Source organism: Parasphingorhabdus sp. (genome assembly GCF_036963805.1).
In the GTDB taxonomy this organism is placed as follows: domain Bacteria; phylum Pseudomonadota; class Alphaproteobacteria; order Sphingomonadales; family Sphingomonadaceae; genus Parasphingorhabdus.
This window is the reverse complement of sequence record NZ_JBALUN010000008.1, coordinates 101,739-116,109: the sequence shown is the minus strand read 5'-3', so window position 1 is coordinate 116,109 and position 14,371 is coordinate 101,739. Positions and strand designations below refer to the sequence as shown.

The window sequence follows — 14,371 nt, the reverse complement described above, 5'->3', positions numbered from 1 at the left end:
ATGAGACGCTTCGCTCAGGCGGATCGAGCCTGCTCGCGGCAGAAGGTGATATAGGTCGTTTGATAGTTGAAGCAGGCGGAGGTCTACGGTCGCTTATGACGCGGCTCGATTCCATTGATGAAGAAGCGGACAAACTCTTTGCGCCGCGCAAATCAAGCGAGCGCGCTTTTTACAAATCCCTAGAGACATTCGATGCCGCTGAACGCGAGGTTAAGCTCCACACGGTGACGCGTGATGCCTATGAGAAAAGCCGAAAGGCAGCGGATATCGCGAACAAAAAACTGGATGATGCTCGGGCCGAACGGCAAGATGTGAGTACCGAAATTTCCGTTCTGGAGCGATTAGTGCGGGCCGTCCCACATATGCTCGCGCTCGATCAGTTAACTGCAGCATTGAACGAATATGAGGATATCACCGCGCTAGAGCCGGACTTTGACAAACAGATAGAAGCGGTACTTATGCTGCGTGAAGAAGCTGGATCAGCCCTAACAAAAGGTCGTATAAATAGGGATAAACTCGCACTGCGGTTTGATGCGCTGGAGGTTTCAGAAGCATTTATTGGAGCAGAGGCAGCAGTTCGCGATCTCTCCGAACAAGCTATCCATGTTCGCAAAGCTCGGACTGATCGGCCAAATCGGCTCAAAGAGATCAAAAATGACGAAGCTGGACTTACGACACTCCGGCGCATGTTACACTTGGCTATCGATGCCGATTTAACAACCCGTTTGCCGAGCCAAGAAGCTTTGGATCAAGTCCAGAAACTGGCAACACAGGCGATCGAGCGCGGTGCCGCTGTCGTTGCGGCTCGGGAACGCAAAGCCGACCTCACCGACCGTCTTGAGGTATTAAAGCATCGGCTCGATGTAGCTATCGCTGCCGGCCATCAAACGCCGGTAGAGTTTAGCCCGGTACAATTTTCTAACCTGGCAGCGCAGGTAGGGACAACTGAAACCGCCCGGCGCCAAGCGCTCGAAGCAATGACCGAGGTGGCAGACACAGTTAGTTTCCTTGGTTTTCCAACTTCCGACGCGCTCGCTTCTTTCGATTCCCCTTCATCAGAAGCCATCCGCGCTGAACAAGTCGCGTGCTCAGACCTCGAAAAGTCCCTAGCGGACCAGCTTGAACAAAAGGTCGCGGCCGAAAAGAAGGCAAAGACGGCAATTAATGCCATTGCAGAGTTCGAGGCAACCGGCCCAGTGGCTTCAGACAGTGCGCTAGCCGATGCGCGCAGTGCACGCAGTGATACCTGGTCGCCTCTGCGCGCTGCTTATCTTGATGATGCCATCCCCGCAGACACGGTAGTCCGGCGCAAGGAGGTTGAAGTCTATGAAAATCAAATCCGGGATGCCGATGATTTGGCAGATCGGCGGGCGGCAGAGGCGAAGCATGCAGCCAATCTTGCGCTCGCCCGTAAGCAGCTCGAAAGCAGCAATATTGAGATCGAAGGGTGCATTGTGCTGATTGAAGATATTGGCCATCAGCTCGAAAAGCGAACCAGCGTCTTCGCGTCCGCCTTTCCAAGTGCAACCGAACAATACCCCCAGCTTTCAAGCCTGCTCGAATTTGCCGAACGCCGAGAACTGGCTCTGGCCGCGCTCGCCACTGCACGCGCACTCCAAGTTGATGTTGATCGCCAAGAAGCCGACCTAGAGCCAGTACGCGCGCTATTCGAGAGCGCGCAAGTCTTAATGAAGACTACGCCCGCGGAAGGGCAAACGTTTGTTTCCCAAGTACACGCATTATGCGCGGCGCTCGGCAAACATGAAAGTGGGCATGAGGACTATCGGCGCGATTTGCGTGATTATGAGGAACTAGGGCCAAAAGCGACCCGAGCGGAACAGGAACTTTCAGATCTGTTGGCGGATCAAAAAACTTGGGACCAACAATGGAGCGCTGCGCTGGTCAAATTAGGGCTCGATTCCAATCTTGCCCCCGAGCAAGCTGGCGCGCTAGTCAGCGAATGGTCCGGAGCCCGTGCGACACTAGGGACGATAGCACAATCCCAAACGCGGCTTACCCGTATGGATGAAGATGAAGCGGCCTTGCAGGTGGCAGTTGACGCTTTGGGTGAAAGTCTCGACCTCGCATTGCCAGCAGATCTTCTTGCGGCCACCGATCAGATCGCGGCGCGGTGGCAAGAACATGACGCAATTCGAGTACAGCGCGTAGCACTCGCTCCCGATGTCGAGGAAATCAAGGCTGATTGCGCTTTGTTGGAGACGGCCGATCGCAACTCACAGAAAGCGCTGGAAACACTTGCCAAGCGCGCTGGCATTCCGGCTGAAGTTGCTCCTTTGCGTGACATTGAGAAGCGATGTGCGATCCGGTCTCAGCTTATGGAGGAGAAAGCACAAGCGGAGCGGTCGATAGCGAATGTGAGCGATGGACTCTCCATTGCCGCCTTGCGTGATCAATGGGCAGAACGCGATATAGATGTGCTTCGAGGCGCCCTGAGCACTGCTCAGGAGCAGTCAAAACAGTTGGAAACTGAACTAGAGGCTACGATACTTGAACAAAAGACTGCACAGGATGCTCTCGGTCAATTTGCGGCGGAATCAGGTGTAAATCATGCCATCGCTGAGCGCGAAAGCGCGGCCGCTGCCATGCAGATCGCTATCGAACGCTATGTCGAACTCACTGTAGCGCGCGCGCTGATTACTAAGGCAATCGAGAAGGTTCGCAACGAGCAGCAAGATCCGCTAGTTAGCCGTGCAGGTGAACTTTTTGCGTTCACGACGAGCGGGGAATTTGCGGGAATCGACACCGATATTGATGACAAAGGCCAGCCTGTTGTGGTTGGTCGGCGAAAAACAGGTTCTGCGGTTTCGGTTGCGAACATGAGCGATGGAACACGTGATCAGCTGTTCCTAGCGTTCAGGCTGGCAAGTCTCGAGAATTATGCCGCTTCGACCGAGCCGTTACCGTTCATTGCAGATGATATCTTGGTGCATTTCGATGATGAGCGCAGCGCAGCTACGCTGGATCTGCTCGCAGAGTTTGCAAAAACCAACCAGGTATTGCTGTTCACCCATCATAGCCGAGTGCGTGACGATGCTAACCGATTAGAAGCTAAGGGGTTAGCAAACATCGTCGAGATTGAACGCGTTTAGATATCTGCGTTTGCTAAAACAAAGAAACCATCCGCAATTGAGCCCACCTCTGCTGAACGTCGCTGTGATGGTTCGACTAAAGCCATCTCGCCAACATTGTCGCATCGGCCACGCATCGCCAGATCGATAGCCAATTCTCAGTTTCCGCACACAATTGACTGCTGCAATATTGCACTGATAGGATTGTCCAAACCTTCGTCACTTCGAAAACGATCAAGAAATTACTCAATTAGGGATCTCTAATTATACGGGGAATAGATTTTCATCGCCTTTGATATCAATCATATGCTGATAAATCACTAGGCTCAGGACTCATTGATCACAACCAGTAGCAGACGGTTGCTGCGATACAGATAGCAGAGAAGAAGGTGTGGGCGCATCTGTCGTATCTGGTGGCGACGCGTCTCCAGTCCTTGATCCGGCCAAAGATATTCTCGATCTTGTGGCGCTGTTTGTAGAGGCTTTTGTCATAATGGTGCTGCACCTTTCGGTTGGAGCGTGGTGGAATGCACGCCGTAATACCACGTTCGGCCAGAGCGGACCGGAACCAGTCACTGTCATATCCCTTGTCCCCCAGCAGTTCCCTTGCCTGTGGTAGCGATGAAAGCAGCAGGGCAGCACCCTTGTGATCGCTCATCTGTCCTTCCGTCAGCAGCATGATGATGGGGCGACCTTCGCCGTCGCAGACGGCATGGAGTTTTGAGTTCAACCCACCTTTGGTGCGCCCGATACGTCTGGGTAAAGCCCCCCTTTTAACAGACTGGCCGCCGTCCGGTGCGCTTTGAGATGGGTCGCATCGATCATGATCCGGTCAGGCTCGCCCGCCTTGCCCGCCAGCTCGGCAAAAATGCGGTTGAACACGCCAAGCCTGCTCCAGCGGATAAAGCGGTTGTAGATGGTCTTATGCGGACCATAAGCCTTCGGCGCATCACGCCACATCAGTCCATGCTTGATCACATAAATGATACCCGACACGATCCGGCGGTCATCCACTCTCGGTATCCCGTGGGACAAAGGAAAATATGGCTCTATCCGGCGCATCTGCGCCTCACTCAGCAAAAACAGATCATCCATGACAACACCTCCTTCGATGTCGTCATTGAATCATAAAAACCTAACGTTGGGAATCCCTTTAATAGGTCCTGAGCCTAGGCTCTAAGACTGGTAAACAGAGCGTTCAACGCCCCGTCGTCGAACTTTTCATCCTCCGCGGAGGATGAAGTTGGAATTGTTGAAGGGCTGGCAACCGGCACAAAATTTTCTTCAATATGCCCGATACGCTCATCAATTGTCATCAACGCTGATTCGAGACGGTAACCCGATACGTTCGCTCTGGGTGCCAATTTCTTGATCGCTTCAGAATAATCAGACAGAGTAGATTCAGATTCTTCCTGCTCGCACGTGTCGCCTAAAGGCGGGTTCCAATCTTGCGCAGACGGCCTGCCTCGACGGCGTCATAAACAGCCTTCGTGATTTCCGTGTTCGATACAAACACTTCTGGCATATTTGCTATGGATAATTCGGGCATTAACGTGCTCCTTTTGCCAATTATACCGATTTATCGTTAGTTAAGAAGCCATTTTTCCGATTTTTCGCAATTTATGTAGGATTTCGACGAGATTTTGAAAGTGCTTGATGATACTCGCCATCTTGCGACCAAAAGGTTAGCCACTATTGTCAGATCGCTTATCCTAAATACATGACATATCATGTCTATTGACATTATACGCATGATATGTCATGTATTTTTAATGCCGCGCGCCTCAAGAGTCACATCGGGTCTACCACCACAAAGCAAGCGAGCGCTTGTGTCGTTGGGCAAGGACATTGCCGTAGCCCGCAAACGGCGCAAGATTAGTCAACAACTCATGGCCGAACGAATGTTTGTGTCGGTCCAAACAGTCCAGCGGCTCGAATCTGGTGACCCTACTGTAGGCATTGCAGTCCTTGCCAGCGCATTGTTCGTTCTCGGGTTTACCAAGCGACTTGCAGGATTGGCAGCTCCAGAAAGCGACCAAGTTGGTATGCGCGAACATCTGGCTCGATTGCCAAAGAAAACACATAGTGGATCCTCTAAAGATATGGATTTCTAGGCGCTTATGGCTGTGATCGAGACCTATGTTTTTGTCCATTTGGCAGAGGGACCAGTGCCCGCAGGACTTCTGACAATGACAGATGAGCAGCGGACACAGTTTTCAACTTTCGCTTATGGCCGCCGCTATCTCGAGCGCCCGGACCGGATTCCCGTCGACCCTGTAGCATTGTCATTGACCGGAGGGTCGGCGGACCAGACATTTCGAACCGAAGAAGGATTAGCTGTATTTGGCGGCATTCGCGATGCAGCTCCTGATGGTTGGGGCCAATATTTGATGTACAAGGCAATGGGCGACAGAACGCCAACGGAAGCCGATCTTATATTAGCATCAGGCGATTACCGGGTTGGCGCATTGGCCTTTGGTCCAACGCCGGCACAGCCAAAGCGCATTACGCCTTGGGGGGAAGGCGATGCACCTGGCGAGCATTTCAACTTAGCCGAACTCGCTGAAGCGGCCGAACGCGCCCAAAAGGTTGACCTGCTTGATGAAAACTTACGCAAATTGCTAACCGCCGGATCATCACTTGGCGGTGCTCGCCCAAAAGCCGCAACTGAGATTGATGGCCAGCCCTGGATCGCGAAGTTCCAAGCACAAAAAGACACTTTCCCTGAATGCCGGGTTGAGCTGGCAACAATGCGTTTAGCAAAAGATTGCGGGCTCGACGTGCCAGCTCTTGGATTTGAAAATATACTTGGCCGTGACATATATATGATTAAGCGGTTCGACAGGAGCATGAATAAGCAACATCGCACTCCTTTTGCCTCCGGACTAACGATGCTGGCGGCCCATGAAAGTGAGGTTAGCCAGTATAATTATCGCGATTTGGCCGCTGTCTTGCGACAACACGGGACAATGGTGAAAACCGATCTGAACGAGCTTTTTAAGCGGATGGTGTTCAACATTCTGGTGACTAATGATGATGATCATCTACGCAATCACGGGTTTTTATATGATGGCGATGGCTGGAGGTTGTCACCTTTGTATGACGTTGTCCCCAAACCGCAAATTGGATTTGAGCGGCGATTGGTCTTGGGAGTTGGCCCACAAGGCCGGGACGCAACCCTAGTCAACGCCATTGCCGGCGCGCCCGATTTTGATCTTTCGCTTGAAGAAGCAAAGACTGTTACCGCCGAGCTTGCTGGAACTGTTGCCAATGGATGGGAAAAAGCATTCCGTGAGGCCAGTATCAATGCAGCGGATATAGCACGGTTTGCGACTTGCTTTAGAGAGGCCCAAGCAAGCTAACCGGTGGGTGCCAATGTGCAATTTCTCAAACAGATTTTTTTAAACCGCCTTTATGCCGACCACCAAGTTAGTTGCCGTATCGGCGGATCTCTAAACCTTCACATCTAAAAAAACCGCAACAGACCTAATACAGATACCCAAAGGCCCCACAGCGCGAAGGCTAATAGCAACCCAAATTCCAAACGAAGGCGCATCAACTGTTGCAGGCACAGCCCTCACCTTTGTGGCAGACCTTATCTCGAGCTATGCAACTATCCCCACAAGCCTTGCCTTTGCTGCACATCTTGCAGCAAGCGCTGGTTTGCGCAAAGGCGGCCCCGGACGCGCAAGGATTGATTTCCGTAGGCCCAAGCAAACTAACGACAAGCGCAAAAGATACAACAATAGATTTCATCATAATTGCCCCTCGGAGCGAGGATTGCACATAATAAGAAAACTGCCGAATCTTTGGATTGATAGTTTCGGCCAGAACGTAGTCTATCCCCCCATACATTACTTTGACGATGATATTCTTGCTACGGTAGATGGTAAGACCGGATTCGTTTTGGAGGGATCTCGCCCTCTTTGACATTTAGTTAGAAATGTAGCCCCATGCTCAAAATATCAAACAGGGTGAACCATTTCCAAACGGTTGATAACTTTAAGTCTGTTAAGGGCGCTTTTTTCGGCCGCAGACATTTTCCAGGTCATAGGTTTTCCAACGTAATACGGTACCACTGGTAATCATCTCGCAAGAAACGTTGCGGCCATCAGCGAGCAGACACCATGCGGCTGTTCGATCTCCCTTTCCTGATCCGGCAGAGAGACATTGCATAGCCGGAGCACTAACAATCACATGGCCCTGCTTGTGGCTACCCTTTGCTCCGCCGAACAGACTAACAAGCCGGTCACGCGCCTTGATGCCGCTTGCCACTGGACATGGGTGGTCCGGTCTGCACGAACCATCAATTTCACGCGCGGCGATGCCTGCAAGCCGAATTTTCATGCCCTCCCTGCACCAAACTGGCCCATCACCGTCCCAGACGGCGATGGGTGTGCATTGAAACTGCTCGCCCGCAGCTACAATAGGTGCCTCAGCCTCTGCCGAACAGGAATTCAGCAGAAAAGCGGCTACAGCTATGGGGCCAATCATTCTTTTAAACACGGTCATTTTCGACCTTTCAGCCGCATCTCCAAATTCTGAGCGGCACAGATAAATAATCACCGGAAGCCGCTGCCCCGATCAAAACCACCAAAGATGTGATTATTTGATTCGTCATAGGCGCTTTCGCGTACCTCGGCCTCTACGGTTCCATCACGACCCCTTCGGGTTTTAAGATCGCTTAAGCTGACACGGTTTTGGCGCGCCCACAGGTCGACCTCTGCTTCGCTGTTGAATGAACCAATTTTCCTGAAATGCCAGTTACTCATCTTAATTCTCCTTGTTTGGATAGAGGTTGTAGTCAGTTGTAAACCTTCGAACGAAATCGCACTTGCTCATAGTTCCATTCCCTTGCTTTTTTCAGGCAATGAGAGGGGCTGGTCCGCCTTTTCATCATTTCCTTGCGTGGCTGACGTCTGCTGCCTCGGCGGCTCCGCTTTGGTTTCAGAAATGGGACCGGCGCGCAGCTTGTCGTCGGCTAGGCCAAGTCCCTCAAGACTGCCGGGATCAAAGGGTTTGTCTGGATCGCGAGCGGCAATTTTATGCTTATCGACATCAAGCCTGCCAGCTTCTTCAAGGGCAGAATATTTATCGCCTGTGGTACGATTAAGCTGACGGCCGAGTTTTTCCTTATCGTCGGTAATGACCTTCACATCGTCGCGGACACGGGTCACAGCAACATTGAACAGTCGCTGGTTGGACAGATAGCGCTCTTCCGATCCCATCACCACCAAACCCTTGTCGGTGGTAATACCCTGCGCCATGTGCATATTGAGCGCATATGCCAGATCGATGCGTTTCAGCATCGGATCGTCCAGACCAAGCCGCACAACACTCTTGTCGCTCCGCTCGACCATCACGCCGCTTCCATCGATCCCCACGACGCGGCCAATAGAGCTGTTCAGCAAATCGCGTGTTTTATCATTTGCGGTCCAACGTATCTTGTCGCCTTCATGGATTTGAATATCCTTGGTGGCCGTCAAGTTAAGCTTGTCGAGTTTTACGCCAGACGCCAGCTTTTGAGGGTCAAACGTCTTGCGCTTGCCATTGCGCTCCACTTCGACCTTGCCGTTCTGAAAGACACGCGACACCCGGTACTCCCCGCGCTCAAGTCCGACAGATTTAAGGCGGGTCCAGACTTCGAGCCGATGCCCCGGCTGATAGCTATGCGCATAGCGTAGCTCCTCGCGGGTTCGGTCAACCCGGTCTGCCACTGTCAGTTTGAGACCGTCGCCTTTCAGTTTGCCCTCGTCTTTGAGGCCGGTCTGAATGTGTTCATTGAGATTGGCCCGGGTGTCGCGCCCACTGGTAAACAACATGGTTTTGTCGCGTTCATTCTCTGGTAGATTAAGCCAGTATTCGGTCGCCGTTTCCACGCGGCCGTTCGTCTCGATTACCCGGTCGCCCAGCAATTTGAGCGCGTTACCCGCGCGCCCAACATTGGTAAGCGCTGCAACGGCGCGCAGTTCCGGCGTTCGCTGGCGCAAATTCTCGTTCATTTCCGCTGTGGAAACGCCGCCTGCCTGTGCAACCGCGAAGGATTTACCGGCATCAATGGATAATAATTGCTTGCGGTCGCCAACCAGCACAAGCTTCTCCACACCGGCTATATTGGCGATTTGGGTGAGACCGTGCATCTGGTCATTGGAGAGCATCGATGTTTCATCAACGATCAGATACGAGCCGTTCAGCAAATCGCGAGATTCTTTGGCCCGCTGCGGATTATCACCGGTCAGCAGCGCATCATGCTGCATAAGGAAGCTCGCCACCGTCTTTGCTTCCAGACCGGTTCCCTCTTTGAGATCGGCAACCATCTTGTTCTGGAAAGCAAGGCCCAGGCTCGGCACTTTTTCAAAGTCGAGAATATTGGCAACCGCGCCGAGCATGGTCGATTTGCCAGCTCCTGCAAGTCCCTGGACGGCGACAATGCGGTCACTTGAAGCAATGATCGTGCTTGCAGCTGCCATCTGCCCATCATTTAGCGGGGGTTGTTTTGAGGCTCCCGAAAGAACCTCTACCGCCCGTTCCGGCCTGACCAGCGGCAGTACGCTGTTCTTGCCGCGCTCAATTTCACCGAGAATCCCCGCTTCTGTTTCAAGCGCATCTCTCGTCGTCACCATCTCGACCACATTGTCTGACCGCGTTTTATCTCCCGGCACCAGTTCGCCCCGGTTGGTGAGTTCGATCAGGCGTTTGTCAATCAGCTCCGGCGTTACGCCATTTAACCCAAGATCAACCGCTGTCTTCGTAACCTGATGCACCTCGAACGCGGCTTCGCGCTGTGAAAGAATGCGGATCGCGCTCGCCGTTGCCAATTGGGTCCTCGCGACCGGCCCTGTCATCATCACGCGTTTCAGCGCGGTATCAACGAGCGGGTCACTTGGTTTTTGCAGTGAATCAAGAACGAATTGGCGCGCGCCCTTTAATCCGCCTTCGATTGCTCCAACCCCGCGCTCCAATAGCCCATCCTCTTTATTGGCTGACACCTTTGCCTGCTCGATCAGCTTCTCCGGCACAAAACCGAGGTCAGCTGCGCGCGCTTTCCACTCCTGTGTCAGCGCGCCTCTATCTTCGACAGCAATCTTGTCGTCACGTGTGCGTTTGGTGATTTCACGCAATCCTTGCTTTGTCGCGGTGCCAAGCTCGGTCGCTTTGGCCAGTATATCCGCGCGGCGTTGGCTGAAGGCTTCGCGCACATTTTTAGGCACACCGGCAATCTCGAACGTGCCATGCTTGCCCTGCAGCTGGACTGTATAGCCTAGCTTTTCGAGCGAATCCCTAAACGCAGCATGATAGATTGAGCTGATCACCGTATTATTGCGCCAGATCTCACCATTATGAAGCGCGCGCCAGTTCCCGTCAGGCATCCGCGTCATATTCGCTATCACGGCATGGACATGGCCCTGCGGGTCGAGCGCCCGGCTCGTGTCATGCTGAAACAGGGCATAGACCAGATTTCCCGTCCGCACCGGTACTGCACGGCCATCGATCTTCTGCCGACCTTCGGCAAGATTGGCCTCTACCCAGCGCATTGCCGTTTTAACCGCACCCATATGGGCTTGGGTTATACGTGTATCGCCGCCGACGAGTGAGAGCAGTGAGGCTGATTTGGGCATCGAGAATGTGAGGTCCATCCCCAGCGCGCGTTTACCGGGTTCACCAACCTGTGATCGGTCCGGCAGCTTGCCATTGAGAATATTTTCGAAAGTTCCTGCGTCAACCTTGCCAGTGGGATTTGATAGCGGCATCTTTGCCGGTTTTTCAGCCCCGGCAAAAGTGTCAGCGCCGTTTTCTGTCCCGCCGCCCGGCAGCTCGGGATTAAATGAGGCCCCGTCCGCTTCGGCGCTCTCTGGGCTCGCCAAAGCGCCATTCTCAGCAGCTCTTGCGGGGCTTTCCTTGCTCTCCTTGCCCGCGCCCTTTTCACCATGGTCTTTCTCTCCGGCACCGTCCTCCCCGCCTGCCGCTTCCGCCTCACCTGGAGCATCTTCTTCCGGTTCAGCATCGCCAGGAACATTTTGATCCTTCCCCTCCCCTGCCCCCGATTCAGCTTCATGGTCTTCACCGGGTGCCAGACCGAGTAACTCCGCGCCTTCACCGTACCAGATCGATTCCTCGGCCGATTCCTCAAGCGTATAATAATTATCGGCAGCAAAATATTTCGCTGCACCGCCTGCACTGCCAACAGGAGCCATGGAAATCATTATTCGATCTCCATCCCGTCGTCTTCAATATGATCGCCATCAACGCCGTAAGCGGTCGCAAGATCCTTGGCGGTGGCCTCGAAACGGGGATCGCGCTGGCTCTGCGCACCGTGCGCCGCAAGCCCGGGCTTCGCTCCGGGCGTTTTACCCGCTTCAGGCTGTTGGTCTGCATCAACCCCTTGCCTGGATACTTCGCGCGTGGCTTCGTTCTGGGAGGCTATCAATACCGCTTCGACTCCCTCATCACCTGCCGGCTTCATGTCCGGCCCCGGCTCATCCGGCTTGACATCATTGACAAGTTCAAGCGCTGCAGCAACTGCGCTGGTCCGGCGTGCCGCCGCTTGCCTGGCGTCCTCTCCCGCCGCATTGCTGCTGTCCTCAAGTTGATCGCCGGGCAGCTTTCCAGCTTTGTAACTAGCCTTGTCCTGCGCTTCGCGGCCGCCAGCTTCCCCCTCCCCTTCGCCCTCGTCGTCATCCTCCCCACCGAGCAGCACCTTAGCCAATTTGGATGCGGCGCGAGCGGGTTTGCCAGATAATGTTGCGTCTGTTCGCGGTTCGAAGCCGAGCGCTACCTGGGGGTAATCCTTGAACTGGAGCACCACTCGCGCCGCCGGAAAGCCATCGGGAAACTTCACAAACCCGTGGAGCGCGGGAAGATTGGTAATGTCATCAGGAATGACCAGCGGCGCAATTTCCTTTTTGGGCGTAAGCGTCGAGGCATCACGCAAATTATTATAGCCATAGCTATAGGCTTCATCCATCTGCCGAACCTCGCGGTTGCCGATAAATTCAGCGCAAGTTTCGGCGGTCTTGCGGTCGGCGGTCGCCAGAATCAGTTTCGTTCGCGCAAGGCTGGTCAGGTTTTCGGCGCCCTCGCGGCCATAAACAGCCTGCAAACGCGCAATCGAATGCAGCCCCAGTACGATCGCCCCGCCAAACCCGCGTGCAGTCTGCAGCCCATTCTCGATAGCAGGAAGCCGGTGCAATGCGCCAAGCTCGTCAAATAGATACCATGTGCGCAAGGACCGCGTGCGCGGCAGTGTCATCAGTGTATTGACAGAAAGGTCGAGCCATAAAGTCAGCAACGCCTTGTAGAGTGGGAGATCGACGTGGCGCGCGGAAACGAATAGCAGGCTCCCCTCCTTTTTCTCGCGGCGCACCCATTCGCGTATCGAGAAAATTTCACCATCTTCAGGGAGGCACATCAAAGCCTCGGCATTGGTGTTAAACACTGCCCGGATGGATTCGGCCATGCGGGCGGCTTCAGGTGCAGTAATCGGGTCGGCGGTTGTGTCCTGAAGGATCCGGTGAACACGCTTCAGATCGGCTGTCATCAGATTCTCAGCGAGCGCGCGGTTGGTAGTTTGACCATGCTGCGTGAGCTTCAAGCACATCTGCACGAACAGCATCCTTGCGGCGAGCACCCAGAACGGATCGGAGCCGCCGCCATCATGGGGAACGAGCGCCTGCGCGGCAGCCGTAAACTCTGCTTGCGTAGAGCATTCATCGAACAGCGACCAGCTGGGACAACGCGCATCACCGGGATTGAGAATGATATCAGTGCGCTCGTCGTAAAAGGCCTCGATAAATGCCCCCGTCAGATCGAAGATAACCGCGCTGCCGCCGCGCGCGCGAACCTCGGCAACGACATTCCTGAGCTGTGTCGTCTTGCCCGCACCGGTTGTACCAACCAGGATTGTGTGGCTCGCTTCCAGTCCGTAAGGATAGGGAATTCCGGCCAGACTATAGGGATGATGCAGCCCGGCCTTGATCCGTTCGGTTAGCGGCAAAGCGATGACCTGCGGGGCGGTCTTGCCGGGAAACAGCTGCGCTGCTGATGTGACAAATTCGCGTTCATTATGGGCCATGACATCGGCGAGCAGGATGTCGCGCGACACCAGCATTGCGCCGCGCTCATGCCGCTCCTCGAGGATGGATGATCCGCGCCCCTGTGCCAGGGTTATAAACCACCAGATGACCGGCAACGCAAACAGTGTCGCGGCGCATAGCGCGCCAAACAGAGCGCGTACTGCCTTGGCCCATGCAACCTGCACATCGGGGACCAATGGAATATAGCCTATCGGCACCTGCCGCAGCGCGTCATCGGACAGCACGATGTTCATTGGCTTCATGGCATCGAACTCCATCCAGCCCGATATGGCCGACCAGATCCGCCACGCGCAAAGCTGGATCTCATGTTCGCCCATGACTGAGTAAAGCATGATCCAGTACACCGCGATGAAGCAGGCCAGCCAGATCAGAAGAGGCACTCGTGCCCCCGCCATGAACATGAAAAACTGATGCCCGATCAGCTGCGATCCGCGGGTAAATTCACTAGCGTTTCTGAGCACCCGCCCCCTTGCCGAATGATGCTCCAGCGTAACGGGCGAGCGATCAAATCTGAGGTCACTTCTGGCCATGAAATTGCTCCATTCGCTGCTCCACGGTGCGGATGACCTCATCACGTTTATTGGCGGGAAGCTGGCGCAGCAAAACATCCACCCCTGCCTGCGAAAATTCTGTAATGAGAGCGAGACGCTGGAGGTTGATGCCGCCGCTCTCGCGGTCGGTTTCAACGCGCTGAAGATATTCCTCGATCGCGCTGCGAACGACATCGACGCCGGAGATACCGCGCGCACGCGCAAGGGCTTCTATTTGCTGCTGAATGGATGACGGTAATCGAACCGTCGTGCGAATAGTGTCTGTCAATTTACCAACTTCCGTTTGGACAACGGCGCTGGTGAGACCTACGCAAAGCAGATAGCGATATGCGCCCTGCCCTGCCGGGTGTCAACTCACCTTGGCGGTGCCTGTCAAAACGGCGGCAGTCTGACTCAAAACAGATCGCGGGCCCGTCCTGCTAAGCCATTGATATTTCAAAATTAAATGAAAAACCGCCGGTTCCGCTCCCAAACGCGTCACTCTGACGCACATGACCTTTCTTATAACTATCTATATTTACACCATAAAATCCGCACGGCAGTGCATACGGTGTGCCACTTTTTTCCCCATGTTAGCGATATTGATTGAGGGTGATTGTTCATTCCCGGTTTCAGAATTTTGGGTTTTCCGGTGGGG

The 14,371-nt window shown here is 54.1% G+C and carries 9 protein-coding genes; 3 read left to right on the top strand and 6 right to left on the bottom strand.

Annotated features, from left to right (window positions below):
* The coding region (locus tag V7676_RS15540; protein WP_335660524.1) for an AAA family ATPase at positions 1-3,110 on the top strand (3,110 nt) is incomplete at its 5' end.
* Between the two features lie 319 nt (positions 3,111-3,429).
* On the opposite strand, the gene V7676_RS15535 is transcribed toward V7676_RS15540, so the two are convergent.
* Positions 3,430-4,184, bottom strand: a protein-coding gene (locus tag V7676_RS15535; protein WP_335660523.1) for an IS5 family transposase whose coding sequence is annotated in 2 segments (ribosomal slippage) — positions 3,430-3,866 and positions 3,866-4,184 — 756 coding nt in all. Because the reading frame shifts where the segments join, the coding sequence is not laid out codon by codon here.
* Positions 4,185-4,918: 734 nt separating this feature from the next.
* Here V7676_RS15535 and V7676_RS15530 point away from each other — a divergent pair.
* Both V7676_RS15530 and V7676_RS15525 read left to right on the top strand, forming a co-directional pair.
* Positions 4,919-5,203: a helix-turn-helix domain-containing protein gene (locus V7676_RS15530; protein WP_335660522.1), complete on the top strand. Its 285-nt coding sequence runs from the start codon at positions 4,919-4,921 to the stop codon at positions 5,201-5,203.
* 6 nt (positions 5,204-5,209) lie between these two features.
* Complete coding sequence (locus V7676_RS15525; RefSeq protein WP_335660521.1) at positions 5,210-6,451, top strand: type II toxin-antitoxin system HipA family toxin; 1,242 nt, start codon at positions 5,210-5,212, stop codon at positions 6,449-6,451.
* Between the two features lie 649 nt (positions 6,452-7,100).
* Here V7676_RS15525 and V7676_RS15520 read toward each other — a convergent pair.
* The 5 genes from V7676_RS15520 to V7676_RS15500 all read right to left on the bottom strand — a co-directional run bounded on the left by V7676_RS15520 (position 7,101) and on the right by V7676_RS15500 (position 14,002).
* Positions 7,101-7,583 (bottom strand): thermonuclease family protein, encoded by a 483-nt coding sequence (locus V7676_RS15520; RefSeq protein WP_066743822.1) that lies wholly within the window; start codon positions 7,581-7,583, stop codon positions 7,101-7,103.
* Between the two features lie 68 nt (positions 7,584-7,651).
* A complete protein-coding gene (locus tag V7676_RS15515; RefSeq protein ID WP_335660520.1) occupies positions 7,652-7,861 on the bottom strand; it encodes a hypothetical protein in 210 nt (69 codons plus the stop codon).
* Between the two features lie 66 nt (positions 7,862-7,927).
* On the bottom strand, positions 7,928-11,293 hold the full coding sequence (mobF, locus tag V7676_RS15510) for a MobF family relaxase (RefSeq protein WP_335660519.1): 3,366 nt from the start codon (positions 11,291-11,293) through the stop codon (positions 7,928-7,930).
* Positions 11,293-13,161, bottom strand: a complete 1,869-nt coding sequence (locus V7676_RS15505; RefSeq protein WP_442955454.1) for a type IV secretion system DNA-binding domain-containing protein — start codon at positions 13,159-13,161, stop codon at positions 11,293-11,295. The genes mobF and V7676_RS15505 overlap by 1 nt, the downstream gene beginning before the upstream one ends.
* Before the next feature lie 538 nt (positions 13,162-13,699).
* Entirely contained in the window at positions 13,700-14,002 is a 303-nt protein-coding gene (locus V7676_RS15500) for a CopG family transcriptional regulator (protein ID WP_335660517.1), read from the bottom strand.
* Positions 14,003-14,371 lie beyond the last annotated feature (369 nt).